The sequence below is a fragment of the Streptomyces sp. NPDC052042 genome (genome assembly GCF_044548345.1).
GTDB lineage: Bacteria > Actinomycetota > Actinomycetes > Streptomycetales > Streptomycetaceae > Streptomyces.
This window is the reverse complement of the sequence record NZ_JBIUBU010000001.1, coordinates 873235-899095: the sequence shown is the minus strand read 5'-3', so window position 1 is coordinate 899095 and position 25861 is coordinate 873235. Positions and strand designations below refer to the sequence as shown.

Sequence of the window (25861 nt, the reverse complement as noted above, 5' to 3'; positions counted from 1 at the left end):
GGGTGCGGGGGAGCGCGGGCGCGGCGCGCACGGCAGTGGGGCGGGAGCTCTGCCGAGCGCCCGCCCCACTGTTGTACGGATCACATGCCGATCCCGTGCGGTCCGGTCCTTACTGCGTGACCTTCTCGATCACGACGCTGGCGGTGCCCGCGGCGGTGCCGCGGCCGTTGACCAGGTGAACCTCACCGAAGAACTGCCGGCCCGCGGGGGCCGTCCCGGCGACGGACACCTCGGCGGAGATCTCGGTGGAGGCACCGCCCGCCAGGTTCACGGCCTTCGACTCGTCGACCTCGATCGAGCCGAGCGACGGCGCGTAGTACACGTCGCGGTAGTCGTACGTGCTGGTCCCGGCCGGGACCGAGTAGCCGTGGATGAGGACCGTGTACGTACCGGCGGCCGGCTCCGCGATGCTGACCGCTTCCTCGGAACCGGCCGTGGTGGACGCGGCGACCTGGGTGCTGCCCTTGAAGACGTACAGGTCCAGGTCCGCGTTGGTGTCCGAGGTGCCGCCGATGGCGACGTCCAGCTTCTCGACGCCCTCGCCGATGGTGACGGTGTACAGCTGCTCGTCACCCGTCTTGATCGTCGGCTTGTCGACCTTGGCCGAGCCCAGCGAGCCGCCCTTGAGCGAGCCCACCAGGTCACCGGCGTTGTTGGTGGCCTTCCAGGTCACCGCGGCCGGGGTGCCGATCTTCGCCTCGGGAAGGGTCTGCACCGCCGGGTCGAAGGTGGCACCGAGCAGCGAGACATCCAGCTTGTACGGGTTGTCCAGCAACGGCGAGGTGCGGCGCGACTCGACCTCGATCTCCCAGACGCCCGGCTGCGGGTCCTTGTAGGAGCGCACGTCGGGGCGGCAGGGGTTGGTCGGGTTCTCGTAGTTCGGGTAGCAGTAGATGGTGGAGCTGCTCTCCATCTGCACCCCGTACGGGTGAAGCGAGATGAAGCGGGTCTGGCTGCCGGAGCGCAGCCCGCTCATCGCGACCTCAAGGGTCTTGGCGCCTTCCGGAACGGTCACGAAGTGCGACGTGGTGCCGTTGCGCTGCACCGAGCCGGACGCCTTGAACGCGTAGGAGGGCTTCGCCAGCTCCGTGGAGACGACGACCGTGGCGAGGATCTGATGGTCGACGCCGATGGTCTTCTTGTCGTCGACGCTCAGGATCGCGCTGTGCACGCCCGTGCTGCCCGGCTTCGCCTGAACCTTCACCGTGACCGGCTGGTCCAGCGGCAGGGAGACGGCGGACGGGCCGACGAGCTTGAAGGTGCCGTCGTTGTTCTTCCACGACAGCTGGTGCTTGACGGCCTTGTCCGGACCCGTGGTGCGGGTGATCGTGACGTCGTACGTCTTCTTCTGGCCGGCCTTCAGGCCGCCCTCGCGGTCGTAGATGCCGGTGCCGAAGCCGGGGGTCTTGAGCGCGAAGTCGAGCGCGGTGTCGACCGGAGCCTTCACCGTGTACTCGTGCGCCGGGGCGCCCTGCTTCTCGATCAGCTTCCAGGCGCCGACGATGTCGATCAGACCGGCGCCCTGGGCGTGCGCGGGCACGTCCTTGATGTGGGTGGCGGAGCTGGTCAGCGCGGTGCGCAGATCGGCGGGCGGAAGCTCGATGTGCTTCTGCTTCGCGGCCGACAGCAGCAGCGCGGTCGCACCGGCGGCCTGCGGCGAGGCCATCGAGGTGCCCTGGAGCATGGAGTAGCCGGCCGGCAGGCTGTAGCCCGCCTCCTTGACCGGGCTGCCGGGTAGCCAGGTCTGGGTGGTGTTGATCGCGGCACCCGGGGCCGACAGGGTCGGCGTGAAGCCGCCGTCCTCACGCGGGCCGCGCGAGGAGAACGGCATCATGTCGTACTTCTTGGTGACGTTCGAGCCGTAGTTGGCGGCCCAGGTCTCCTTGGAGATGGACGCACCGACGGAGATGACGTGGTCGGCGAGAGCGGGGTCGCCGATGGTGTTCAGCCCCGGGCCGTTGTTGCCGGCCGAGATGATGAGCTGGACGCCGTAGATGTCGACGAGCCGCTTGTAGAGCTGGGCGCGGGCGTTGTTGCCGTCGTTCAGCGGCGGCAGGCCGCCGATCGACATGTTGACGACGTCGACGCCGCGGTTGACGACGAGGTCGATCATGCCCTCGGTGAGCGCGATGTTGGTGCAGCCGCCGGACCAGGTGCAGGCCCGCGAGGAGACGATCTTCGCACCCGGCGCGGCGCCGTTCATCTTGCCGCCGAACAGGCCGTTCGCGGCGGTGATGCCCGCGACGTGGGTGCCGTGCTCGCTCTCGATGACGCCGATGTTGACGAAGTCGGCCTTGGCGCCAGCCGCGTTGTACACGACGTTCTTGCGCGTCTCGATGGTGAACGGGATGCGCTCGACGACCTCGGTCCGCGGGTCGTCCTCGCCGAAGTAGGAGACCTGGTGCTTCTCCTTGTACGGCTTCAGGGCGGTGTCGTCGGTGAAGTCGGCGTTGTCGTTCAGGTCGACGCGCACGTCACCGGTGACCGGGTCGTACAGCACGGCCCACACGTCGGTGGTGTCGCCGTCGCGGTTCAAGTCGCCCGCCATGTCGCCGCCCTTGGTGGCGGCCTCGGCGAACAGGCTGATCTTGTAGTTGCCCTTGGGCGCGTTGTAGGTGCGGCCCTTGTACGTGAACGTCGGGCCGGACACCGAGTCGGTCATCCGCAGCCAGGTGCCGTCGCCGTCGTTGACCGGGTCCGTGGCGGTCACCCAGTCGACGATCTTGCGCTCGCCCGTGGTGGTCTTCTGCAGCGCCGGGTGGCCGAGGTCGACACCCGAGTCGATGACGCCGATGGTGATCCCGCGGCCGTCGGCCTTGGGGTGCTGCTGGACGAAGTCCACCGCGCCCGTCTCGAAGGACGGGTTGTACGGGTTCTTCGCCGGGGTCTTCTTGTCGGGCGCCGGGTAGCTGCCGGTGGCCTTCGTCTTCGCCTTGGCCCCGGCGGCGCGGTCGCCCTCGGGCGTCGGGTCGTCCAGCTTGATCTCCTGCTTGAGATCGATGCCGTGGACGGACGACAGCTTGGAGGCGGCCTTGATGGTCGCCTCGGCGGTCGAGGTCGGCACGGTGGCCCGTACGTAGCCGAGCTTGTCGTACGCACGTCCCAGCACGGAGCCTTCGACGGCGTCCAGTTGCTTGGCGACCTGAGCGGTCGCACCGGGCGTGGTGGCGACCATCATCGTGATGTTCTTCTCGCCCTTGGCCTTTGCCTTGGCCAGGATCTCGGCGTCGGCTGCGCCGAGCTTGTCCTTCGAGGCGTCCGCGGCGGCGGACTTGACAGGACCGGGCGTGGGGTCGTCGAGGGCGAAGACGGGGGCCGCGCCTGCGGCGGCGAGCGCGGCCACCAGGCCGGCGGCAGCCGCGACTCGGGCCGCGCGTCTCGCCCCGGGTATGAGACTGGAGGACTCGGTGGTCATCAGCATCCCTGAAAGTGAAAGAGACAGTCCGGAATTCGGTACCGGATGACCGCTCACCCTTTCGTAAATGACAGGGCTTTGTGGAGAGTTGCGGGGGGCGAGATGTGGACATGGCGGCATTCCGCCACTGGAGCTGATGCGCCAGCGGGGATGAAAGGGTGGAAAGCCGTCCCTGTAACGGGTGTTGGGCCCGGTGCGCGCGGGGTGCGGTGCGCGTGACGCGCGTGCCGTACGGGCTCAGGGAGGCACGGCGCAAGGCGTCAAGGCGTGGTCCTCGGGGCGCGAGTGAGTGCGAGGCGCGCGGTGTACGGCGTGCGTGCGGACGCCATGCGGGGCGCGGCGCGTGCGGTGCCGCACACGCGCACGGAGGCGAGCGCGAAGAGCCCGTGAGCAGGGTTTCTCGTGCCCGGGGGCCGAACCCGGACACGTCCGCCCGTCCGCTCGCCCTCGCTCATCCGACTGGGCCCACCCGTACGCCCGCGCCCGTTCGTCCGCGACTGCCCGTCCGCTCGCCCTGGCTCATCCGACTGGGCCCATCTGCATGCCCGCGCCCGTTCGTCCGCGACTGCCCGTCCGCCGGGGCCCGTCCGCGCGGCGCACGGCCGAAAAGTGCCCCTCGGGCGGTCCGTTGGCAGAGGCCGTCCCGGACGGTCCGACGGCACGAAAGCGCGCTTGGTCCGGGACGGAGCCCTGGCCCGGGAGCGGCCGAGGGCACGGGAGCGCACCCGGGCCGGTCCGATGGCAGAGGGCCGCCCCGGCGGAAGCCTCCGCCGGGGCGGCCCTCATCGGACAGCCCGTCAGAACACCGCCGGTCCGCTCAGAGCCCGGTCGGCGCGGTCGTGCCCGCGTCGCACGCCTGAGCCCGCAGTGACCGCGCCAGGTCGTCCCGCGCCTCCAGCACCAGCCGCCGCAGCGCCGGCGCCGCGTCCGCGTGGGCGGTCAGCCAGGCGTCCGTCGCCGCCAGCGTCACGGGGTCGTCCTGGATCGCCGGGAACAGGCCCTCCACCACGTTCACCCCGGTCTGGATCGACCGCTCGGCCCAGACCCGCTCGATCGCGGCGAAGTACTTCTCCGTGTACGGCGCCAGCAGTTCGCGCTGCGAGGACTGGGCGAAGCCGTCGATCACGGCCTCCGTCAGCGCGTTGGACAGCGCGTCGGACTCCACGACGTCCGCCCAGGCACGCTCCTTCACCTCGGCCGAGGGCCGCGAGGCCAGGCACCGCACCTGGTGCCGCTCCCCGGACGCCGTGTCGTCACGGGCCAGTTCGGCGTCGAGCACCGACACGTCGACCACCCCGTGCGCGGCCAACGGCGACAGGAACGCCCACCGCAGCTCCTGGTCGACGTCCAGACCGTCGATGCCGGCCGAGCCGTCGAGCAGCCCGGACAGCAGCCGGAAGTCCGCCTCCGAGTCGGCGACCGACGCGAAGAACCGCGCCCAGGCGAGCTGGTGCTCGCTGCCCGGCTCGGCGATCCGCAGCTCCCGCAGTGCGCCCTCGGCCAGCGTCCTGCCGCCCTCCTCGCGCCACTCCGGCGCCGCGTAGTGGGTCAGGGCCCTCCGGGTCCAGGCGTGCAGCATCTGCAGGACGCCGATGTCCGACTCCCGGCCGGAGAAGGCCAGCACGAGGGAGACGAAGTCGCGGGCCGGCATCAGCCCGTCGCGCGTCATGTTCCACAGGGCCGACCAGCACAGCGCCCGCGCGAGTGGATCGGTCAGGTCGCCCAGGTGCGCCCGCAGCGTGGCCAGCGACACCTCGTCGAAGCGCACCTTGCAGTACGTCAGGTCGTCGTCGTTGACCAGGATCAGCTCCGGACGCTCCGCCCCGGCCAGCTCCCCGACCACCGTGCGCGGCCCCGCCACGTCCACCTCGGCATGTGCGTACCGCTCCAGGTTCCCGTCGGCGGTCCGCCGGTACAGCCCGACCGCCACCAGGTGCGGGCGCAGCTCCGGGTGCGACTCGGCCGCCTCCTGGACGACGGCCAGCTCCGTGATGCGGCCCGCCGCGTCGTACGTCGCCACCGGCGTCAGCGAGTTGACGCCCGCGGTCTGGAGCCAGGAACGGGACCAGGAGGTCATGTCCCGGCCGGACGTCTCGGCCAGCACCGACAGCAGGTCGTCCAGCCGGGTGTTGCCGTAGGCGTGCTTCTTGAAGTAGCGCCGGGCACCCTCCAGGAACGCCTCTCGCCCCACGTACGCCACCAGTTGCTTGAGCACCGAGGCGCCCTTGGCGTACGTGATGCCGTCGAAGTTCAGCTTGGCGTCCTCCAGGTCACGGATGTCGGCCGTGATCGGGTGCGTGGACGGCAGTTGGTCGGCGCGGTACGCCCAGGCCTTGCGGTTGTTGGCGAAGGTGATCCAGCCGTCCTTGAAACGGGTCGCCTCCACCATCGCGAAGACGCCCATGAAGTCGGCGAAGGACTCCTTGAGCCACAGGTCGTCCCACCACTGCATGGTGACGAGGTCGCCGAACCACATGTGCGCCATCTCGTGCAGGATGACGTTGGCCCGGCTCTCGTACGACGCCTGCGTCACCTTGCCGCGGAAGATGTACTCCTCGCGGAACGTGACACAGCCCGGGTTCTCCATCGCGCCCAGGTTGTACTCCGGAACGAACGCCTGGTCGTACTTCCCGAACGGGTACGGGTAGTCGAAGTGGTCGTGGAAGAAGTCCAGGCCCTGCTTGGTGATCAGGAAGACGTCGTCCGCGTCGAAGTGCTTGGCGAGCCCCTTGCGGCACATCGCGCCCAGCGGGATCTCCAGCGTCGTGCCGTCCTCGAACGTGCGGGTGTAGGTGTCGGTGAGGTAGTGGTACGGGCCCGCGACGATCGTCGTGATGTACGTGGAGATCGGCTTCGTCTCGACGAACCGCCACACCTCGCCGTCCCGCGACTCGACGGTCCCGTTGCTCCAGACCGTCCAGCCCTCGGGCGCCGCCACCTCGAAACGGAAGGGGGCCTTCAGGTCGGGCTGCTCGAAGTTCGCGAAGACCCGGCGCGAGTCGGCGGGCTCGTACTGCGTGTAGAGGTAGACCTCGTCGTCCTCCGGGTCGACGAACCGGTGCATGCCCTCGCCGGTCCGGCTGTACGCGCACTGCGCGTCGACCACCAGGAGGTTCTCGCCCTCCGGCAGGTCCTCCAGCGCCACCCGCGTGCCGTCGAAGACGGCGGCGGGGTCCAGCGGGCGCCCGTTCAGCGTCACCGCGTTCACACTCGGCGCCACCAGATCCGCGAAGGTCGACGCCCCCGCCCGCGCGGTGCGGAACCGGATCGTCGTCACCGAGCGGAAGGTCAGCGGGCCGGCGGAGGCACCGCCGTCGGCCCCGTCGGGCCCGCCGACGGCGGAACGCAGGTCGAGAACGACCTCGTATCCGTCGACGCTCAGCAGCTCGGCCCGCTCGCGGGCCTCGTCGCGGGACAGGTTCTCACCGGGCACGGGCACACTCCTTTGTGTCACGTTCCTTTGTGTACGTTCGAATAGTTTGATCCTCCCACGCCGCCGCCCGGCCGGACGGCCACGCCGTCACCCGGCCCGCGCACGGGAATGACCGGTGTGCACGGCGGCGTTCTCAAGGGGAGGCGTGCACGCCCGCATCACGCGCGATGAGGAGAGAGATGTCCGACAACACCACGGCGACTGGCAGGACCCCCGTCGATTTCTGGTTCGACCCGCTCTGCCCCTGGGCGTGGATGACCTCACGCTGGATGCTGGAGGTGGAGAAGGTCCGCGACGTGGCGGTCCGCTGGCATGTCATGAGCCTGGCCGTCCTCAACGAGGACCGGCTCGACGAGCTGCCGGAGGAGTACCGCGACATGCTGGAGAACCAGGCGTGGGGCCCGGTCCGCGTGGTCATCGCCGCCCAGCAGAAGCACGGCGACGACATCGTCGGCCCGCTCTACACCGCGCTCGGCACCCGCTTCCACGACCGGGGCGAGGGCGTCACCCGTGAGGCGGTCGTGGACGCGCTGAAGGAAGTCGGCCTGCCCGTCGAGCTGGCCGATTACGCGGACTCGGACGCATACGACACCGAGCTGCGCGCCTCCCACAAGGAGGGCATCGACAAGGTCGGCCAGGACGTCGGCACCCCGGTCATCGCCGTTCCGGGCGCGGACGGCGAGCAGATCGCCTTCTTCGGCCCGGTCGTCACCCCCGCCCCCAAGGGCGAGGAGGCGGCGAGGCTGTGGGACGGCACGCTGCTGGTGGCCTCGGTTCCGGGGTTCTACGAGATCAAGCGGACGCGGACGCAGGAGCCGATCTTCGACTGAGCCGGGCGGCGCGTGCGGGGCCGGGCCGTGAGCCGGCCCCGTGCCCTGCGCGGTCCCGTGTCCCCGCGCAGTCCTGTGCCTCCGCTCACCGCCGTGTCCTCACCGCACACCCCCGTGCTCCCGCACACCCCCGTGCTCCGGCACACCCCCGTGCTCCGGCACAGTCCTGTGCTCCTGCGCACGGCGGCCCTTCGGGCATACAGTGCGGACGACGGCGAGGCGGCGGCAGAGCGGGACGGGACGAGGGACCGCACGGGCGCGGCGGAGAGGCGGATATGGACCTGCGACCGGCACGGGCAGACGAGGCGGGGCTGCTGAGCGGACTGGCCCTGGAATCGAAGGGCCACTGGGACTACGACGAGGCGTTTCTCGCCGCCTGCCGCGAGGAACTCACCCTGCGCCCGGACGACATCGAGCGCCTTCGGACGACGGTCGCCGAGGAGGGCGGACGCGTCCTGGGCTTCACCACCCTTGAGGGAGCCCCGCCCGAGGGCGCCCTCGGCATGATGTTCGTCGCCCCGGGCGCGATCGGCCGGGGTCTTGGACGGCGCCTGTTCGAGCACGCAATGGCTCAGGCCCGACGCCTCGGCTTCGCACGCCTCACCATCGACGCCGACCCGAACGCGGAACCCTTCTACGCTGCGATGGGCGCGGTCCGCATCGGGTCGACCCCGTCGGGCTCCATCCCCGGCCGCGAACTGCCGCTGATGGAGTACTCGCTCACTCCGTGCTGACCCCCTGCGCCCGGGGCCCCGGTTCCGCCGCGCCCGAGCCTGCGGGCTTCGCGCGTGCCGCCCCCGCGTCCGTCGGCCCGGTGCCCGCCGACGCCCCGGTCGCGTCCGCGGCACGCGCGTCCCCCCGCCCGGCCACCGCCAGGGACAGGGTGACCACGAGGGAGGCCCCCGCCATCGCGGCCATCGCCGCCCCCGGCGAGGTCCGCTCGGCGACGGCCCCGGCGAGCGTCGCCGCCACCCCCTGCAGGGTGAGCATGCCGGAGGAGTGCAGCCCGAGTGCCTGTCCCGTGACCCCGTCCGGGGTCAGGGCCATCAGCCGTTCCTGGAGCAGCAGACTCGCCGCGAACCCGACCGAGGCGAGCGCGACCAGAGCGAGGGCGAGCGGCAACGCCGGACGCGCGGCGAAGACCGGGTACGGAGCGGCCAGGAGCAGCAGCAGTGCCGTGGGCGCCCACCGACGCCCCGGCCCGTTCCCCCCTTCCCGCAGGCGCGGCGCGAGGAACCGGCCCACCGCCGTGTCCCCGACGAGCATCCCCAGCGCGGCGGACGCGAACAGCAGCCCCGCGTGGTCGGGGGCGTAGGGGACGAACAGTGACTCGCAGCCGACGACCAGCCCGTTCGGCACCCAGAGTGCGAGATACGTGCGGCGGCGCGGGCCCGAGGACCACAGCAGGGCGTTGACCCGCCAGGTCGCGGCGACCGACGGCCGCCCGGTGGCGCGGGGCGGGCGGCGCGCCAGCCCGAACCGGGCGATGGCCGCCCCGACCGGATACAACGCGGCGGCCACCAGCAGCGCACCACGCGCGGACAGCGCCGCCACCAGGAGCCCGCCGACCGCGTAGCCGCCGACCTGCGCCAGCCCGGTGCACATGTTCAGCACCGAACGCCCCAGCAGATAACCGTCCCTGGGCAGAACCTCGTTGAGCAGCCCGTACCGCACCCCGCCGCCCACTGCGGCGATCACCCCTTCCACCAGGATGATCGTGAAGACGGCCGGCAGCGGAAGTCCGGGAACGGCCAGGACGGCGGTCGCCGCCCCGAAGGCGAGCGCCGTGCCGGTCATCGCGGCCCGGGGCGGCAGCCGGTCCGCCGCCGACATCAGCAGGGTCGCCCCGATCATCTGGGCCAGCGAGGAACCGAACATGGACAGGGCGGCCAGCAGCGGCGAGGCGGTGGCGGAGTAGACGAGGATGCCGAGGGCCGGCCCGCTCACCGTCGAGGCAGCGACGTGGACGGCGCTGAGCGCGAAGAGCGGCCGGAACTGGGGCACCCGGAAGAGTTCCCGGTAGGTGCGCATGCGGGGAGTCTCGGCGGGTGTCCGTGCGCGCCGTTACTGTTTCGCGCGGAGGCGAAACGTCATGGGTCTGTGGGAGATCAGTACGGACACCCTCGCGGGGAGCCGGTTCGTCGTCTCGTCCCTTGCCGAGACCATCGCCGCCCTCCAGTCGCTGGAACGTGGCCGGGCCGAGCACCCCGGCGAACGCGCCTGGCTCGACACCCATCTGCCCGCCTACCGCGCCCGCCGGGCCGCCGACCCGGTGGCCGCGCTCCTCGTCCAGGTGGCGCTCGGCGGCCACTGGAACGCGGACTTCATCACGCCCACCCCGACGGGCGAGGACACCCCGTCCTTCGAGGAGGAGCTGGCCCCCGTCCGGGCCACCGCGCCCGAGCGCGCCCGCGCCGACCTGATGGTGTCCCTGGGCGGCCGTCCGCTTCCCGCGCTCCTGGACCGCGACGACCTGGCCCAGTGCGCCGCCGATGTACTGCGCTGGGTCTGGCACCGCACCGTTCTGCCGGACTGGCCGCGCCGCCGCCGGATCATCGAGGCGGACATCGTCGCGCGGACCGGGCAGCTCGGCCGGGGAGGCTGGGCTGCCGCCCTCGGCGGTCTGCGCCCGGGGACTCGGTGGCTCGGGGACGGCAGGCTCCGGATCAACGCGCACGACTACCCGCCGAAGCGGCTGTCCGGGGCGCGGCTCTTCTTCGTCCCGGTGACCCGGAAGGCGGGCTGGGTGTCCTGGGCCGACGACGCCCTGCGGTACGCGGTCGTCTACCCGTGCTCCGGCGCCCTGGCCGACGCGGACCGGGCTCCAGTGCCGGACCCCCTGGGCCGGTTGCTCGGCCCCGGCCGGGCGGCGGTCCTGGTCCTCCTCGCGCAGCCCAAGAGCACCACTCAGCTCGTGGCGCTGACCGGCCAGGGGCTGGGCTCGGTGGGCCGCCACCTCAGGGTCCTGCTGGACTCGGGTCTGGTGGACCGGTGCCGGGCCGGCCGGTCGGTGCTGTACTTCCGCACGGACGCGGGGCACGTGCTGGTGCACGCCGGGTGGGAGAGCCGAGGGGACGACGGGCCCTCCGCCTCCTCGGTACGGGCATAGGCTGCGGACAGCGCATCGGAGCCGGGAGGCGGGGGACGCCGAACATCTTTCGCCCGAACCGCCGTTGGGCGCGCGTATGCGCCAAGGGGTCGAGCAAGGGGGAAAGGCCATGAGGGACCGGGACGGCAAGCGCGGCGGCGGGAGCGGCACGGGCGGAAATCGGCGGCGGAGTGCGGACGCGGCCGAACTGGGCCGGGTCCTCGCCCGCTATCGGGAACGCCCGACGATGGGCAAGCTCGCCATGACCGCGGTCCCGGCGCTCGCCTTCTACCTGTTCCTGGGCGAATCCTTCTCCACGCACGGCGTCGGACACCTCATATTCGACGCCGCCTGCCTCCTGCTGTCCGTCTGGGGAGCGGTCAGACTGATCCGTTCCTTCGGCTCCTGGCTGGACTTGTACGAGGACGGGATCGTCTACCGGGGGCGGAGCAAGGTGCGGTGGGCGTACAAATGGGAGGAGTTCCACGACGTCACCCTGACCCGTGAGGCCACGTACGTCGGCGGGTCGTCGCGGCCTCTGTCGGACAAGTCCGTCGCCCGTATGGAGACGGTGCCCGGACCGGAAATCGAGCAACTGTCAGGCAACTACTTCCTCCCCGACCTCGGCGGTGGCTTCCTGCACACGTACCTGCGCTCCCGGGGCAACCTGACGACGATGTTCGGCGGGATCGTCGATCGCGTCGTCGAGGCGCGGGTACGGCTCATCCTGAGCGAACTGACCGAGGGCGGCGACGTCCGCTATCCCCCCTTCGAGATCGGTGCCACGTACCTCTACGTCGACGGCGCCGCCGACGAGATCCCCTGGGACGAGGTCACCCGGATGACGGTGGACGCCCAGCAGATCGCCATTACCGTCCCCCACCTCCTGCGCCGTATGGAGGGCCTCAAACTCGAAGCGGACGGAAGCCGGGAGAACTACCGGGTCGGCAGGGACAACACCCTGTACATCGGGTCCAAGGACATGAGCGAGTGCCGGAGGGCCATCATCTGGTCCGTCATGGCCCACATCGCGGACTCTCGCGTCGCCGACCGGAACACGGATGCGGAGCCGCGCTGACCACGGCGGCCGGTCGCCATGGTCATGGCAGCAGTCCCCGCTGACCCCAGGAGGACAGGACTTGGTCCAGCGGCCTCCACGGCGTCGCCGCGGCCGACCGGGAGCCGAGATCAAATTTCGCTCAGAGAATCAGAAAATCGTTGAATGATTCATGCCAGGGATCTAGTCTCTGACTATTCGTCCGCCCAGGGGGGCGGCACGAGCAGAGAGACTTCTTGTGGAAATTCGGATGAATTGAAATCTGGCCATTCCCGCGGCGGCGCTCCTGTTGTGTGTGGGCATGGCAGGGCCGGCCATGGCGGCTCAGAGTAAGGATCCGGTGGACGAAACGCCGACGTGAATCTGTCTGCGAAGCTCACCGCGAAGTTGGGTAATTCCATCAGCGTGAAAACGCCGCCGAAGAAGACGACGAGCGGAAAATACGGTGTCCATCGGTTGAAGAACACAGGCGTCAGCTACACCATTTATAGTAATTGTCGCACCTCTGCTGAGAAGACCATCACTAGCTACAGCCCCTACCGGGTCGGCTGGTATATCTGGGAGAGCTGATGTCCACAGTCGCCCGATTGAACCGCGCTTCGGGGGGCGTAGCGCTCTGCGTCGTCCTGGTCGGCATTGCGCTCAGTGGTTGTTCGGGGGGCGGAGAGGCGAAAACCTCCGAAAAGGGCACGGTGCCAGTCGCAGCCCCGTCGGGAACGCCCGAAAAGAGTCCCGGCAGGGCGGAGAATGTCGCGGGCGAAACGGTCACCGAGGCTCCGCGGTTGCTGTCCGGCGAACCCTTGGCCCAGGTGGCTTCGGCCAAGGGAAACCGTGAAATCGATCTGGGGCAGATCTCTGCACGACCACTGTCCGTGCTGGTGAACTGTCAGGGCGAGGGCACGCTGACGGTCAGGGTTCAGCCGATGGGCCTCAGCTTTCCGCTGGAATGCGTGGACCACGAGGTCAACAGCACATACAACGAGCTGCGCCTCAAGCGGGCCAGAGAGCATGGAACGGTGACCGTGACCGCTCCCTCCACTGTTCGCTGGGCGATGACCATCGGGCAGTAGCCGAGCCGTAGCGTGAGGGAGGATGCTGACCGCCATCAGTATCCTCCCCGACGTGCTTGGCCATCACATGGCTCTCTGTAGGAGTGGACATGCCCGCGGCGGCCGCCCGTGCGGTTGGCTCCTCCGCCTCCGCCAGGTGCGTGGCGACCACTGAGCCCCCGGCGTCGGCTGCGAGGGCCGGATCCACGTGACAGTGGTTGCTCCTCAGCGGCCGAGCCACTCCGCGACCTCGACCACGTCCCCGACGCTCACCACGCCCTCGCGCACCACGGCGTTCTTCGCGCCGAAGCTGACCTTGTTCTTGTACTCCGGTTCGCGGCGGTACGTCGACAGGGTCCGGATCGGTTCCGGGCCGCTGCGGCGGCCGGTGCGCTGGTCGACCATGGGGACGGCACACCGCGTCGCCCGCACGGAGTGGGCGAGTTCCACCGTGCCGAGGGCCATCCGGCGCACCCGGTCCTCGAAGTGCGGCTCGTCGTCGCCGGTCAGGACGATGTTGGCGCGGAAGCGGTCCATCGGGACGGGCGCCGCGTCGCCCCGCGCGTCGATGCGGGCGTTGAGGTCGTCCAGGGAGGCCGTCGAGGCGACCAGTACCGCGTGCGCGTCGGCGAAGTTGACCTTGCCGGGGGTGTCGCCCCAGCCGTCCCGGTCGAAGCTGGGCACCACCCGGACCAGGCGGGACGTGGCGCCGAGCGCGTCCGAGAACCACTCCGCGACCTCGTCCCCCTGGTCGGCGGCGACGCCGAGCGGGCGGTCGAACATGCTGACCTCGCGGTGCGGGCCGCCCGGATCGATGTCCAGGCGCAGCGGCTCGATCCCCTCGGCGGACAGGGCCAACGCGGTGCCGTCGTCCAGGACTTCGACCCCGATCGCGGCCATCGCGGGGTGCGTGCGCTGGCTGCGGAACGCGCCGTCCGCCGCGTCCACCACCATGAACGTGCGGTCGTGTTCGAGGCCGGTGCCGAGGACCCGCGCGGAGTCGACCGGAGTGCCGGCGCAGCCCTTGACCGGGTAGTAGACGAGTTCGCGAACGGTGATGGTCACGCTGTCCCCTCCGGGGCGGCTGCTTCGAGTTCGTCGACGCCGCCGGACATGATGGTGCGGATGTGGCGGGTGAGGTGGTCGACGGGCCAGTCCCACCAGGCCACGGCGAGGAGCCGGGCGATGGTCTCGTCGTCGTAACGGGTGCGGATCAGCCGGGCGGGGTTCCCGCCGACGATGCCGTAGTCGGGTACGTCGGCGGTGACGACCGAACCGGCGCCGATGACCGCGCCGTGCCCGATCCGCACGCCGGGCATCACCATGGCGCCGTACCCGAACCAGACATCGTTGCCGACGACCGTGTCGCCCCGGTTCGGCAGTCCGGTCAGCAGGTCGAAGTGCTCGGCCCAGGAGCCGCCCATGGACGGGAACGGGAAGGTGGACGGGCCGTCCATCCGGTGGTTGGCGCCGTTCATGATGAACCGCACACCGGTGCCCAGCGCGCAGAACTTCCCGATGATCAGCTTCTCCGGGCCGTAGTGGTACAGCACGTTGCGGGTCTCGAACGCGGTCGCGTCGTCCGGGTCGTCGTAGTACGAGTAGTCCCCGACCTCGATCAGTTCGGAAGTCACCAGCGGCTTCAGCAGGACCACGCGGGGCTGTCCCGGCATCGGATGGAGCACGGTGGGATCGGCGGGGACAGAATTCATGGCGCCCATCATCGCATCCGGCCCGTACGAGATCATTTTCGTTTCGGGGCTTCGACGGTCCGCGGTCCGGACGAGGGGCGAAGCCCCGTACACCGTCGCACCGCAGGTGCTGTGTCCGGTTCGCCACCGGGCGCGGTCGCGGCTCCGGACCATCGGCGAGCAGGGGCGGCGAGGGCTGATCAGGGTGCCGGTCGTCGGCCCGCACCTCCGTGGGAAGCTTGCGGCGATCACGACACGACGGCCCAGGGGTGGGGATTGACCGGCATGAGAATCGGACGAAGAGCCACGGGGATCGGGAGAAGAGCAGGGGCGGCGGTGTGCGCCGTCGCCCTGCGGGGCGGAGCGGCAGGATGCGGCGAGGACGGGGGAGGCAAGGCGTCCGCCGCGGTTTCCCGGGGTGAGGCCGGGCGAATGAGCGAGGCGCTCACTTCGCTCAAGGGCTACCGTTCCCTCCGGGTGAAGGGCGAGTTCAGGAGCGACGGCGGGTACAACTTCAACAGAGTCGACCTGCACGTCGACCGGCAGGGAAACTGTGCCGGCTCGTACATGCCGTCCCACCCACCCACCACCAAGTTCGTCATCATCGGTGACCGTGCCTGGCTCGCACATGACGACGAATTTCTGGAAGAAATTCGCACCTTCGCGAAGAACGTGATGCCGGACAAGGTCGCTGGTGTCGAGGAAGCGATCAAGAGGGCCCGCGGAAAGTACATCGAGTACTCGGTCCGTGACCTGGACTACCCGAGCTTGATCCTGTGCGATCTCGACCGGTTGTTCGCGGGGGTGCCCGAGAAGGTGGACAGCGCCGAGGAAGTGGGCAATCCGCGTACCAAGGGCGGCGTGCGAACCGTTCAGCTGACGCATGCTCGTGGTGACGGCGAACTGGCGGTGCACGTACCGGAGAAGGGGAAACCCGTGCCCCGGGGTATCGAATTCGAGATCGACGGTGATCCCGTGCTCCTCGAATTCGAGGACTACGACGAACCGGTGCGGGTGAGGCCGCCCCGTCGCGCGGACACCGTTCTGGCGGAAGAGGTGCGCGGACTGGACGTGCTCGCCGACTGAGCGGGTGCCGGACGAGCGGAGCCCTTCCCCTCGCGCCACGTGGCGGACGGCCCGCTCACCCGCCGCGTTCGGCCGGGAAGGGCCTTTGCCCCTCCCGGCCGAACCCCACCGCCCCGGTGTGGTCCGTTCCGGTGCCGGACGGAAAGTCCTTCGACACGGTCGGGCGGCTCCGGCCATGATCGGACGCATGGCTTTGCACGTGATCGACCCGTTTCGCATCGGTACGGAACAGTTGCCGGGAGGGCGGCTGCTGGGCTGGGCCGAGTGGGGACCGGAGGACGGGGTGCCGGTGCTGTTGTCGCCCGGCGCCGCCACCAGCAGGTATCTCGGGTTCGGCGCCGATGTCCTGGACGGGCTCGGGGTGCGGCTGATCTCCGTCGACCGTCCCGGGCTCGGCGCCTCCTCGCCGCTGCCCGGCCGCACCTTCGGCGATTTCGCCGACGACCTCCGCGCCTTCGCCGGGCTGCGCGGTCTGGGCCGGCCGCTGATGGTCGGCAACTCGCAGGGAGCGCCGTTCGCCCTGGCCTGTGCCGCCGCCGGAACGGTCGGCGCGCTCGCGGTGGTCTCCGGGGCGGACGAGGTGGCCGAGCCCCGATTCGCCGACACGCTCCCCGACGATCTGCGGGGTCTCGTCGAGCTCGCGGTCTTCGACCCGGACGCCGCCGAGAAGATCTTCGGCGGGTTCACCGCGCGGGCGATGTGGGACCTGGTCATGTCCGGCAGCCCGGCATGCGACCTCGCCGTGTACCGGCAGCCGGAGTTCGCCACCGCCTACCGCCGCGCGCTCGACGAGGCCTTCGCCCAGGGGGCCACCGCGGGCTATGCCCGGGACACGGTCCTGGCCATGGGCCGCTGGGACATCGAGCTGACGGCCATCGCCGTGCCCGTCGACCTCTGGTACGGGGAGAAGGACACGGGTCACTCGCCCGACCACGGCGAAGGGCTGGCCGCGCGCATCCCGGGTGCCGTCCGGCACCTCGTGCCCGAGGCGGGCGGATCCCTGCTCTGGACCCATGCCGAGCAGGTGCTGACCACCCTGCTGGGGCACGCCCCGGTGTCCTGACGCCCTGCCGGGCGATACGACAGAAGGACCCCCGCCAGTCACGTCCTGGCGGGGGTCCCCCCTTCATCCGCCTGCCGGGTGAAGGTTGAGAAGACGATCACGAGGCAGGACGTCCGCGGGACAGGACGTTCGTGCGTCTCCCGGTCAGGGGGCGAGCAGCAGCACGTCGGCGCGCTCCTTGGCCGCCGCGTAACGCTTCGCCACGTCCTGCCAGTTGACGACGGCCCACATGGCGTCGATGAAGTCGACCTTCTGGTTCTTGTACTGGAGGTAGAAGGCGTGCTCCCAGGCGTCGAAGACCAGGATCGGGGTGGAGCCCTGGCCGACGTTGCCCTGGTGGTCGTAGACCTGCTCGACGATCAGCTTGCCGCTGACCGGCTCGTACGCCAGAACGCCCCAGCCGGAGCCCTGCGTGGTGGCCGCGGCCTTCGTCAGCTGGGCCTTGAAACCGGCGAATGAGCCGAACGACTCCGTGATCGCGTCCGCGAGGTCGCCGACACCGTCCGCCGCGAGGGGCTCGCCGCCGCCCTCGCCGGACATGTTGTGCCAGTAGATCGAGTGCAGGATGTGGCCGGAGAGGTGGAACACCAGGTTCTTCTGGAGCCCGTTGATCGCACCCCACGTCCCCTTGTCGCGCGCCTCCTCCAGCTGCTCCAGGGTGTCGTTCGCCCCCTTCACGTAGGCGGCGTGGTGCTTGTCGTGGTGGAGCTCGATGATCTGCGGGTTGATGACCGGTTCGAGCGCCGCGTAGTCGTACGGGAGTTCCGGAAGCGTGTACGTGGCCATGGTTCGAACCCTCCAGCTGCTTTCTTATTGTTATTGCAACCGATGTGCAGGAGCAGGCTAACAGCAGGAGGTGTCAGCGGTGATCAGCCCTTCGACTTAGGCCGTGTCCTCGCACGGGCGGCGTTCGGTCGCAGGACGCGGTACGGGGCCGGAGCGGACGGCAGCGGTGGCTCAGGCACGGGCCCGTGACCGGGCGTCGGCGAGGCGGGTCAGGTGGTCCTGGTACGCCTTCGCGTAGAACGCCGCACGCGCGGGGTCCGGCTCGACCACCTCCGTGGGGGCCGTCCAGGCGGCCGTGTCCAGCTCCGCGCCGAAGCGGTGTGCCGCCGCGAGGACCGCGCCCCGCGCGCCCACCTCGCCCTCGACGATCCGCACCGGGCGGCCCAGGACGTCGGCGAACAGCCGTGTCCAGGCGGGGGAGCGGGTGCCGCCGCCGCACAGGGCGAGGGTGCCGGTGAGGCCGGCGGCGTCCAGGCAGTGACGGGCCGCGAAGCCGATGCCCTCGCAGACCGCGCGGACCAGGTCCGCCGGGGTGGTCTCCAGGGACACCCCGGTGAGTTCGGCGCGCAGCCGCGGTTCGACGAACGGGGCGCGTTCGCCGGAGGGGGCGAAGTGGGGGAGCACCCGTACGCCGTTCGCGCCCGGCGCGGTGGCGGTGAGTAACCGGTCGACGTCCCCATGGCGTACGCCGGTCGTGGCCAGGACCCAGTCGAGGGCCGCGGTGCCGACCATCGCGGGCATGGCGCGCAGCCAGTGACCGGGACGGTCGGTGGAGATGTGCAGACCCGCAGGTTCGCCGTCCAGATCGAGCCGCTTGGTCGCCACCAGCGCGGCCAGGCACGTGCCGATGATCAGCAGGCCGTCGCCGGGGCGGGTGACGCCCGCACCGAGGGCGCAGGCCGGCAGATCGTACGGGCCGTTGGAGACGCGTACACCCGAAGGGAGTGCGCCGGTGGCCACCGGGTCGCTGACCGGGGCGAGGAGTCCGGCCCGGCGACCGAGGCCGAGCGCGGCCACGACATCGGAGGAGTACCGGCGGGTCATCGGGTCCAGGAACGGCATCGATGCGTCGGAGACGTCCGTGGCCCGGACCCCGGTCAGCCGCTGGAACACCATGTCCTTGCAGTACGACGCGGACGCCGCGGCATCGAGCGAGGCCGGGTCGTGGCGGTCGAGCCAGGCCAGCAGCGGGCCGGGGCAGCCCGGGAACATCGCACTGCCGGTGCGCCGGTACACGGCCTTGTACACCCCGGACTCCTGCCAGGCGTCGACGAATCCATGGGCGCGCCCGTCCATCCAGGAGATCGCGGTGCGGACCGGCCTGCCCGCCGCGTCGACCAGCCAGACCCCGTCGCCCTGGCCGGTGAGACCGGCGAACGCGACCCCGTCGGAGCCCAGCGCGCCCAGGACCTCCCGGACCGCCCCGTACACCTCGTCCATGTCCTGTTCCACGAAACCGCCGCGGATCGAGAGCCCCACCGGGCGGGATTCGACGGCGAGCGTCCGGCCGTCCGGGCCGAAGGCCGCGGCCTTCACCACGGACGTGCCGACATCGATGCCGATGTACCTCGTCATGGGCTGCCTCCGTACCTCGCAGTGCGGGACGTCGTCGCGTGGGGCGCCACGGCGTGGGACGCATGGCGCCCGGTGTCACACCGTGGGTCGTGTGCGGGGGTTCACAGCGCGTGGGCGAGCGGTTCGCCCCGCACGTAGCGCGCGACCTCGGCCGCCGCGATCCGCGCCGCCTTCTCCGCGACGGCCCGGCTGGCGCCCGCCACATGAGGCGTCATCAGCAGATTCGGGGTCCGGAACAGCCGGGAGGAGTACGGGGGCGGCTCCTGCTCGTACGTGTCCAGCGCCGCGGCCCGCAACCGGCCCGAGTCCAGGGCATCGCACAGTGCCTCGGTGTCCAGCAGCCCGCCCCGGGCCGCGTTCACCAGCACGGCGTCGCGCGGGAGGAGGGCCAGTTCGCGGGCGCCGATGAGGTACCGGGTCTCCGGGGTGAGCCTGGCGTGCAGGGTGAGTACCCGGGAGTGGGTGAGCAGTGCCTCCAGCGAGGGGGCGCGCACGCCGTGCACGTCGCCGCGCGCATACGGGTCGTACACCTCGACCCGCGCGCCGAACGCGGAGAGCACCCGGGCCACCCGGCTGCCCACCGCTCCGTAGCCGACCAGGCCGACGGGGGTGTCTTCCAGCTCCAGACCGCACTGCTCGTACGTGTAGGGGGAGGTGTCCCAGCGGCGGTGCGCGGTGAGCGAGCGGTGGGCGTCCGGGATGCGGCGCAGCGCGCACAGCATCAGCCCCAGCGTGAACTCGGCGGTCGCCGCCGCGTTGCGTCCGGGGGCGAAGCACACCCGCACCCCGCGGGCCCGTGCCGCCGCGGCGTTCACGTTCACCGGACCGCCCCGGCAGACCACGACCAGGCGCAGTCCGGGGGCGGAGGCGAGGACCCGCTCGGTGAACGGACCCATCTGGGTCACGCACACCTCGACCCCCTCCAGGGCGTCGATCAGCGCGTCCTCCGCATGGCTGGCCTCGTCGACCTCGGCGACCCTTCCGAAGGGCTCCAGGGGCCAGGGCAGGGTGAGTTCGCTGATCAGCGGCTCCGTGCCGAGTGGGCCGAGGGCGTGGACCAGGGCCTGCGCGATCAGGGAGTTGCGGACGAAATGGTCACCGGCGGCCAGGATCCTCGTCGTGGACCGGGGCGCGGCGGGCCGGGACGCGGTGGGGTGGTCAGCGGGGGGAGCAGCGGGGGCAGCCGGGGGAGCGGTTGTGCCGGGAGGGAGTGTGCCAGAAGGGGGTGTGCCGGGAGGGGGTGTCGCCGAGTGGGAGGCCGTGGGGCGGGTCATCGCAGAGCGTCTCCTGTCCGGGCGTCGAAGACATGGATGTGCCGGGTGGTTCGGCGGTGACGCGTACGAAGATCTTCCGGGCGGACGCGGGGCAGGGCCGTGCGACCTGCCGCCGGGCGGTGCGGCGGGCGGCACGCACCGCCTCGACGGCGGCACGGACCGGCTCGGTGCGGACCCGCGTCCGGTACGGGGCCGTCCGGTGCGGAGCCGCTCGGGACGGGCCCGTCCGGCGCGGTCCTTCGGGGTGGGCCGTCCGGCGCGGGCCGGTCGGTAACGGGTCCGTTCGGTACGGCCTCCGGCGGCGGCCCTTCGGGGTGGACCGTCCGGCGCGCGGGCCGGCACGGGGCCGGTCCGCGACGGGACCGGTGAGCTCAGCCGTCATCGCCGCCTCCCGTCCCCGCTCGCCGTCCCGTGCGGCAGACCTCGTACGGCACCTTGTGCTCGTCGAGCTCGCGCAGTTCCCCTTCGCAGGCCCCGTCGTCGACCAGCAGCAGATCGAAACGGGAGAGCGGGGCCAGCCGGTGCAGGGCGACCCGCCCCAGCTTGGAGTGGTCGAGCAGCAGCACATTGCGGCTCGCCGAGTCGAGCATCGCCCGTTTCACCGAGACGATGTGCTGCTCCTGGTGGTAGGCGAAACCACCGGACACGGCGGAGGTGGACGTGAAGCAGAGGTCGACCTGGAGCGACTGCACCGCCTCCACGCACGAAACACCCAGGAAGGAGGCGTGCAGCGGGTCGAAGTCGCCGCCGAGCCCCATCAGACGGATGCCGCGCTCCTGCGACAGCAGATTGATCGCTTCGAGGAAGTTGGTGACGACGGTCAGCGGGGTGACCGACCCGAGTCCGCGGGCGATCTCCAGCGCGGTCGTCGAGTCGTCGAGCATCACCGCCATGCCCGGCTCGATCAGCTCGAAGGCCCGCGCGGCGACGGCTGCCTTCTCGGCGCGCATCGCCTTCAGCCGGTAGGCGACGTTCGACTCGAAGACACCGGACGGCTGCGCGGTGACGCCGCCGCGGAACTTGCGGACGATGCCCTGCCGCTCCAGTTCGTCCAGATCCCGGTGGATGGTCATCAGGCTGACGTCGAAACGCTCCGCCAACTCGGCGGCGCTCACCTCGCGCCGTGCGAGGACGTACTCGGCCATGGACGCCTGACGCGGGGCGGGCCCCCGCTGCGGAACGCTGCTCACGTGCTGATCCCTCTGCTCCTTCTGCCGGCCGCGCTGATTCGTTCGTCCCGGACGTGTCGGCCGGTCGGCGCCGGACGCCGGCGGCTGCCGGGCGGTGGCACGGTTTCCGGGCCGGAGACCGGAGGCCGAGGTCGGGGACCCGGACCGGAGAGGGGCGCCGCGGGTCGGGCGCCGCCCGTCCGATCGAACGGGCGGCGCCCGTTCACACACCGGATCGACTGGTTAACAGAGCTTGGAACAACCGAAGTTGACCGTCAATCCCTCGCGCAACGGAAAAACTCGATGCAGAGTGAGAAGTTCACAGGAGGTGCCGATATGTGGATGGGCGTCGACCTCGGTACACAGAGCGTCCGCGCGGTGGTGGTGGGGGACCGGGGCGAGATTCTCGGCAGCGGCTCCGCCCCCCTCACCGGACATCGCGACGGCGTACGGCACGAGCAGCGGCCCCTCGACTGGTGGACGGCGGTGTGCGCGGCCAGCCGGGAGGCGTTGCGCGACGGCCCGGCACCGCGCGCGCTCGCCGTCTGTGCCACCTCCGGCACGGTCCTGCTCGGTGACCGGGCGGGACGGCCGCTGACGCCGGGGGTGATGTACGACGACGGACGCGCCGTGACCGAGGCCGTCCGGGCCCGGACTCCGCCGAGTTGGGCCCTGCCCAAGGTGATGTGGCTGCTGCGGGAGTACGGGCGGGCGCACGGCGGACGCGTGGACGGCACGGTGCGGGTCATGCACCAGGCCGACCTGGTGCTGGCCCGGCTCGCCGGGACACCGCTGCCCACCGACTCCAGCCATGCCCTGAAGACGGGGTACGACATGGAACGGGACGCCTGGCCGCACGGCAGGTTCGGCCGGCTGGGCCTGCCGGAGCAGTTGTTCCCGGAGGTGGTGCGGCCGGGGCGGCGGATCGGAGAGGTGGGACGGGCGGCGGCGGAGGAGACCGGCATCCCGGCGGGGACGCTCCTGGTGTCCGGGATGACGGACGGCTGCGCGGCGCAGATCGCCTCGGGCGCGCTCACCACGGGCTCCTGGAACTCGGTGCTCGGCACGACGCTGGTCCTGAAGGGGGTCACCTCGTCGCCGGTCGTGGACCGGGCCGGGGTGGTCTACAACCACCGCGCCCCGGACGGTGGCTGGCTGCCGGGCGGGGCCTCCGGAGTCGGCGGCGGGGCGTTGACCGCCGCGTTCCCGGGCGCGGACCCGGCCCGGCTGGACGCCCTGGCCCGCGAGCGCGAACCGGCACGGGCGGTGGCGTACCCCCTCGCCGGCACCGGCGAACGCTTTCCCTTCGTCGCGCCCGGGGCCACCGGATTCCTGCTCGGCGAACCCGCCGACGAGGCCGAGCACTGGGCGGCCCTGCTCACCGGGACGGGCCTGGTCGAACGGCTCTGCCTCGACTACCTCGACCTGCTCGGCGCCCCGCTGCACGGCCGGCTCACCTTCACCGGCGGCGCGGTCCGCAGCGGTTACTGGAGCAGGCTGCGCGCCGACATCCTGGGCCGGCCCGTGTACATTCCGCGCTCCGCCGAACCCGTGCTCGGCATGGCCGTCCTCGCCGCGTACGGCGCGCGGGCCGTGGACACCCTGGCGGGGGCCGCGGGCCGGATGGTACGACTGCGGCACGTGCTGCGCCCGCATCCGACGCGCACCGCGTGGTACACCGAGCCGTACGTCGCGCTGGTCGACGAACTGGAGCGGCGCGGCTGGCTTCCCGGTCCGGTCGCCGCCCACGCCCGCACCCGAACGGAGAACCGATGACCAGGAGCCCGGCCCCGGCCGCTCTGCTGCTCGTCCGCCACGGGCAGACCGTCTGGCACGCGGAGAACCGCTACGCCGGGGTCAGCGACATCGCGCTCACGGACGAGGGGCGCCGCCAGGCCGAGCAACTGGGCGAGTGGGCGGCCCGGCACCCGGTCGACGCGGTCTGGACGTCCCCGCTCACCCGCGCGATCGAGACCGCGAGGCCCGCGTGCCGGGCGCTCGGCCTCATGCCCTGGCTCGACCACGACCTGCGCGAGTGCGACTTCGGCGAGGTGGAGGGGCGCACCCTGGCCGAGTTCGAGGCCGAGCACCCGCGATGGGCCCGGGAGTACCGCGCCGATCCCGTGACCCACCCCTTCCCCGGGGCCGAGGACCCCCGGACGGCGGCGGCCCGGGGCACGATGGCGCTGCGCCGCATCGCGAACGGGCACCCCGGACAGCGGGTCCTCGTCGTGGCCCACAACACCCTGCTGCGGCTCGTGCTCTGCGAACTGCTGTCCATCCCGCTGGGCGCCTACCGCCGGGTCCTGCCGAAGCTGCGGAACACGGCGATCAGCGAGGTGCGGATCGGGGAGCAGGGCGGGGCGCTGCTCTCCCTCAACGTGCCGTGCGCTCCGGACGGGCCCGCCCGTACCGGCTGATCCCGCCGTCCCGGTCGCGTCGTTCCCGTCGGAACCCGTCGTACGGGCCTGCGCGCCGTCCGTGCCCGGCGCGCAGGCCCGTACCGAACGCGTACGCGGCACCGGGCACGCCCCGCGCGCCCGGTGCCGCGTACGCGATGGGACCGGGCGCGCGGGCCGGTCCGCGACGGCGTCAGCCCGCGACGGACGCGGCCCGCCGCTGCCGCACGACTCCGGCGATGATCAGCACGGCGGTGAGGATGCCGCTCGCCATCAGCTGGTCGCGCGTGTCCGGCTGGCGCAGCATCAGGATGAAGATCCCGACCATGGCCAGCAGCGCCAGCACGGTCAGCACCGGGAAGAACCACATCCGCACGACGAGCTTCTCCGGAGCCTCCCGCTGGAGTCGGCCGCGCAGGATCAGCTGGGAGACGGCGATGAAGATCCAGACGATCAGGATCACCGCACCGATCATGTTGAGCAGCCACGGGAACACGTCGTCGGGGCGCCAGTAGCTGAGCAGCACGCACAGGAAGCCGAACACCGACGAGGCCAGCACGGCCCTGCGCGGGACGCCCGAGGAGATCCGGCCGAGCCGCTGCGGGCCCTGACCGCGGGACACCAGCGAGCAGGCCATGCGCGAGGAACCGTAGATGTTGGCGTTCATCGCGGAGAGCAGGGCGACCAGGACGACCACGTTCATGATCTGCGCGGCGCCGCCGATCCCGAGGTGGTTCAGGGCCGCGTAGAACGGGCCGATCTTCGCGACCTCCGGTTTGTTCCACGGCACCAGCGTCACGACGACGGCCATCGAACCGATGTAGAACAGCGCGATCCGCCACATGGCGGTTCGTACGGCCTTGGCGACCCCCCGCACCGGGTTCTCGGACTCGGCCGCGGCGATGGTGACCGTCTCCAGACCGCCGTATGCGAAGACGGAGGCGAGCAGGCCGACCACCAGACCCTCGGCGCCGTTCGGCAGGAAGCCGCCCACGCCGGTGAGATTGCTGGTACCGGGCGCGTCCGTACCGGGCAGCAGGCCGAGGATCGCCAGTACGCCCAGCCCGAGGAAGAGCGTGATCGCCACGACCTTGAGGGCGGCGAACCAGAACTCGAACTCGCCGAAATTCTTCACCGAGGCCAGGTTCGTGCCGAGGAAGACCACCATGAACAAGGCGACCCAGGCCCACTCCGGGGTCCCGGGCAGCCAGCCGGTGACGATCTTCGCGGCACCGATGCCCTCCAGGCCGACGGCGACACAGAGCAGCACCCAGAAAGCCCAGCCCACGGCGAACCCCGCCCAGGGACCGATCGCCCGTTCCGCGTGGACGGAGAAGGAACCGGAGGCCGGGTTCGCGGCGGACATCTCGCCGAGCATGCGCATCACGAGCATGACCAGCAGCCCGGAGACGGCGTACGCGATGACGATCGACGGACCCGCGGCGGCGATGCCGGCGCCCGAGCCGACGAACAGCCCGGCGCCGATGACACCGCCGAGCGCGATCATCGACAGATGACGCTGCTTGAGTCCGTGGGTGAGGGCGGCTTCGGCCGGGACGCCGGTTCCGGTGCCGGATTCGGCGGGGGAGCCGGTGCGGGCCTCGTCGGGAGCGTCGGAGGCGGTGGGGGAACCGGAGCCGGTGCGGGACTCGGCGGGGGATCCGGTGCGCGACTCGGCGCGGGGTTCGGCGGGGGGAGGGGTGGGGTTCCGAGACATGAACGGCTCTGTTCGGTAGGTGGCACAGGGGAGACGTGGGGGTGGCGTGGGGCACGTCGCGCACAGTCTGAGCGCGTATACCGCTCAGCGGGAACCAGCGTCCGCCATACGGGCACGAGGCTCACACATCGTGCACATGCGGGTACAAGCCGCCGCGGGAGGGCGCCGGGAAGGAGGGGGCACCCCGTTTTGGGGAGAACCTACAGTTCGTACGAGGCGGACCTCGCGG

General features: G+C 71.3%; 19 protein-coding genes. 9 read left to right on the top strand and 10 right to left on the bottom strand.

What is annotated here, in order from left to right; translation table 11 throughout:
- Positions 1-109 precede the first annotated feature (109 nt).
- Positions 110-3421 carry a S8 family serine peptidase gene (locus ACIHCL_RS03855; protein WP_399856599.1) on the bottom strand — a complete coding sequence of 1104 codons (3312 nt, stop codon included), beginning with the start codon at positions 3419-3421 and terminating at the stop codon, positions 110-112.
- Between the two features lie 811 nt (positions 3422-4232).
- Positions 4233-6848 (bottom strand): aminopeptidase N, encoded by a 2616-nt coding sequence (pepN, locus tag ACIHCL_RS03850; RefSeq protein WP_399856597.1) that lies wholly within the window; start codon positions 6846-6848, stop codon positions 4233-4235.
- Between the two features lie 179 nt (positions 6849-7027).
- Here pepN and ACIHCL_RS03845 point away from each other — a divergent pair, with 179 nt between their 5' ends.
- Together ACIHCL_RS03845 and ACIHCL_RS03840 are read left to right on the top strand one after the other, a co-directional pair.
- Positions 7028-7678: a DsbA family protein gene (locus ACIHCL_RS03845; protein WP_399856595.1), complete on the top strand. Its 651-nt coding sequence runs from the start codon at positions 7028-7030 to the stop codon at positions 7676-7678.
- Positions 7679-7953: 275 nt separating this feature from the next.
- A complete protein-coding gene (locus ACIHCL_RS03840; protein ID WP_399856593.1) occupies positions 7954-8412 on the top strand; it encodes a GNAT family N-acetyltransferase in 459 nt (152 codons plus the stop codon).
- Here ACIHCL_RS03840 and ACIHCL_RS03835 read toward each other — a convergent pair.
- Complete coding sequence (locus ACIHCL_RS03835) at positions 8399-9709, bottom strand: MFS transporter (RefSeq protein WP_399856592.1); 1311 nt, start codon at positions 9707-9709, stop codon at positions 8399-8401. The two genes, ACIHCL_RS03840 and ACIHCL_RS03835, sit on opposite strands and share 14 nt — an antisense overlap.
- 61 nt (positions 9710-9770) lie before the next feature.
- Between ACIHCL_RS03835 and ACIHCL_RS03830 the strand changes: the two genes are divergently transcribed.
- The 3 genes from ACIHCL_RS03830 (at position 9771) to ACIHCL_RS03820 (ending at position 12893) form a co-directional block, all read left to right on the top strand.
- Positions 9771-10787, top strand: coding sequence for an ArsR/SmtB family transcription factor (locus ACIHCL_RS03830; protein ID WP_399856590.1), 1017 nt, complete (start codon positions 9771-9773; stop codon positions 10785-10787).
- 109 nt (positions 10788-10896) lie between these two features.
- Positions 10897-11844 (top strand): hypothetical protein, encoded by a 948-nt coding sequence (locus ACIHCL_RS03825; RefSeq protein ID WP_399856588.1) that lies wholly within the window; start codon positions 10897-10899, stop codon positions 11842-11844.
- 548 nt (positions 11845-12392) lie between these two features.
- Positions 12393-12893, top strand: coding sequence for a hypothetical protein (locus tag ACIHCL_RS03820; RefSeq protein WP_399856586.1), 501 nt, complete (start codon positions 12393-12395; stop codon positions 12891-12893).
- Positions 12894-13097: 204 nt separating this feature from the next.
- Here ACIHCL_RS03820 and ACIHCL_RS03815 read toward each other — a convergent pair whose 3' ends face one another.
- Positions 13098-13937, bottom strand: a complete 840-nt coding sequence (locus ACIHCL_RS03815; RefSeq protein WP_399856584.1) for an MOSC domain-containing protein — start codon at positions 13935-13937, stop codon at positions 13098-13100.
- Positions 13934-14584: a CatB-related O-acetyltransferase gene (locus ACIHCL_RS03810; RefSeq protein WP_399856582.1), complete on the bottom strand. Its 651-nt coding sequence runs from the start codon at positions 14582-14584 to the stop codon at positions 13934-13936. The genes ACIHCL_RS03815 and ACIHCL_RS03810 overlap by 4 nt, the downstream gene beginning before the upstream one ends.
- A 411-nt stretch (positions 14585-14995) precedes the next feature.
- Between ACIHCL_RS03810 and ACIHCL_RS03805 the strand changes: the two genes are divergently transcribed.
- Positions 14996-15649, top strand: a complete 654-nt coding sequence (locus ACIHCL_RS03805) for a hypothetical protein (protein WP_399856580.1) — start codon at positions 14996-14998, stop codon at positions 15647-15649.
- A 187-nt stretch (positions 15650-15836) separates the two neighbouring features.
- Positions 15837-16712 carry an alpha/beta fold hydrolase gene (locus tag ACIHCL_RS03800; protein WP_399856578.1) on the top strand — a complete coding sequence of 292 codons (876 nt, stop codon included), beginning with the start codon at positions 15837-15839 and terminating at the stop codon, positions 16710-16712.
- 144 nt (positions 16713-16856) lie between these two features.
- Here the strand turns inward: ACIHCL_RS03800 and ACIHCL_RS03795 are convergent, their stop codons facing one another.
- The 4 genes from ACIHCL_RS03795 to ACIHCL_RS03780 form a co-directional block, all read right to left on the bottom strand.
- Positions 16857-17498 carry a superoxide dismutase gene (locus ACIHCL_RS03795; protein ID WP_399856576.1) on the bottom strand — a complete coding sequence of 214 codons (642 nt, stop codon included), beginning with the start codon at positions 17496-17498 and terminating at the stop codon, positions 16857-16859.
- Positions 17499-17669: 171 nt separating this feature from the next.
- Positions 17670-19073 carry an FGGY family carbohydrate kinase gene (locus ACIHCL_RS03790; RefSeq protein WP_399856574.1) on the bottom strand — a complete coding sequence of 468 codons (1404 nt, stop codon included), beginning with the start codon at positions 19071-19073 and terminating at the stop codon, positions 17670-17672.
- 101 nt (positions 19074-19174) lie between these two features.
- Entirely contained in the window at positions 19175-20347 is a 1173-nt protein-coding gene (locus ACIHCL_RS03785) for an NAD(P)-dependent oxidoreductase (protein WP_399856572.1), read from the bottom strand.
- A gap of 371 nt (positions 20348-20718) precedes the next feature.
- Positions 20719-21492, bottom strand: coding sequence for a DeoR/GlpR family DNA-binding transcription regulator (locus ACIHCL_RS03780; RefSeq protein WP_399857134.1), 774 nt, complete (start codon positions 21490-21492; stop codon positions 20719-20721).
- Positions 21493-21819: 327 nt separating this feature from the next.
- Here ACIHCL_RS03780 and ACIHCL_RS03775 point away from each other — a divergent pair, with 327 nt between their 5' ends.
- Entirely contained in the window at positions 21820-23292 is a 1473-nt protein-coding gene (locus tag ACIHCL_RS03775; RefSeq protein WP_399856570.1) for an FGGY-family carbohydrate kinase, read from the top strand.
- The gene (locus ACIHCL_RS03770; protein ID WP_399856568.1) at positions 23289-23936 is read left to right on the top strand and encodes a histidine phosphatase family protein; all 648 of its coding nucleotides are present in this window, start codon (positions 23289-23291) and stop codon (positions 23934-23936) included. Before ACIHCL_RS03775 ends, ACIHCL_RS03770 begins: the two co-directional genes overlap by 4 nt.
- Before the next feature lie 172 nt (positions 23937-24108).
- Here the strand turns inward: ACIHCL_RS03770 and ACIHCL_RS03765 are convergent, their stop codons facing one another.
- The gene (locus tag ACIHCL_RS03765; protein ID WP_399856566.1) at positions 24109-25632 is read right to left on the bottom strand and encodes an amino acid permease; all 1524 of its coding nucleotides are present in this window, start codon (positions 25630-25632) and stop codon (positions 24109-24111) included.
- Between the last annotated feature and the right edge of the window lie 229 nt (positions 25633-25861).

What these genes read in the sequence shown, in the direction of transcription:
- ACIHCL_RS03855 (WP_399856599.1), bottom strand. Translation starts at nt 3,421, where the DNA reads ATGCTGATGACCACCGAGTCCTCCAGTCTCATACCCGGGGCGAGACGC.
- ACIHCL_RS03845 (WP_399856595.1), top strand. Translation starts at nt 7,028, where the DNA reads ATGTCCGACAACACCACGGCGACTGGCAGGACCCCCGTCGATTTCTGG.
- ACIHCL_RS03840 (WP_399856593.1), top strand. Translation starts at nt 7,954, where the DNA reads ATGGACCTGCGACCGGCACGGGCAGACGAGGCGGGGCTGCTGAGCGGA.
- ACIHCL_RS03835 (WP_399856592.1), bottom strand. Translation starts at nt 9,709, where the DNA reads ATGCGCACCTACCGGGAACTCTTCCGGGTGCCCCAGTTCCGGCCGCTC.
- ACIHCL_RS03830 (WP_399856590.1), top strand. Translation starts at nt 9,771, where the DNA reads ATGGGTCTGTGGGAGATCAGTACGGACACCCTCGCGGGGAGCCGGTTC.
- ACIHCL_RS03825 (WP_399856588.1), top strand. Translation starts at nt 10,897, where the DNA reads ATGAGGGACCGGGACGGCAAGCGCGGCGGCGGGAGCGGCACGGGCGGA.
- ACIHCL_RS03820 (WP_399856586.1), top strand. Translation starts at nt 12,393, where the DNA reads ATGTCCACAGTCGCCCGATTGAACCGCGCTTCGGGGGGCGTAGCGCTC.
- ACIHCL_RS03810 (WP_399856582.1), bottom strand. Translation starts at nt 14,584, where the DNA reads ATGAATTCTGTCCCCGCCGATCCCACCGTGCTCCATCCGATGCCGGGA.
- ACIHCL_RS03805 (WP_399856580.1), top strand. Translation starts at nt 14,996, where the DNA reads ATGAGCGAGGCGCTCACTTCGCTCAAGGGCTACCGTTCCCTCCGGGTG.
- ACIHCL_RS03800 (WP_399856578.1), top strand. Translation starts at nt 15,837, where the DNA reads ATGGCTTTGCACGTGATCGACCCGTTTCGCATCGGTACGGAACAGTTG.
- ACIHCL_RS03795 (WP_399856576.1), bottom strand. Translation starts at nt 17,498, where the DNA reads ATGGCCACGTACACGCTTCCGGAACTCCCGTACGACTACGCGGCGCTC.
- ACIHCL_RS03790 (WP_399856574.1), bottom strand. Translation starts at nt 19,073, where the DNA reads ATGACGAGGTACATCGGCATCGATGTCGGCACGTCCGTGGTGAAGGCC.
- ACIHCL_RS03785 (WP_399856572.1), bottom strand. Translation starts at nt 20,347, where the DNA reads ATGACCCGCCCCACGGCCTCCCACTCGGCGACACCCCCTCCCGGCACA.
- ACIHCL_RS03780 (WP_399857134.1), bottom strand. Translation starts at nt 21,492, where the DNA reads ATGGCCGAGTACGTCCTCGCACGGCGCGAGGTGAGCGCCGCCGAGTTG.
- ACIHCL_RS03775 (WP_399856570.1), top strand. Translation starts at nt 21,820, where the DNA reads ATGCAGAGTGAGAAGTTCACAGGAGGTGCCGATATGTGGATGGGCGTC.
- ACIHCL_RS03770 (WP_399856568.1), top strand. Translation starts at nt 23,289, where the DNA reads ATGACCAGGAGCCCGGCCCCGGCCGCTCTGCTGCTCGTCCGCCACGGG.
- ACIHCL_RS03765 (WP_399856566.1), bottom strand. Translation starts at nt 25,632, where the DNA reads ATGTCTCGGAACCCCACCCCTCCCCCCGCCGAACCCCGCGCCGAGTCG.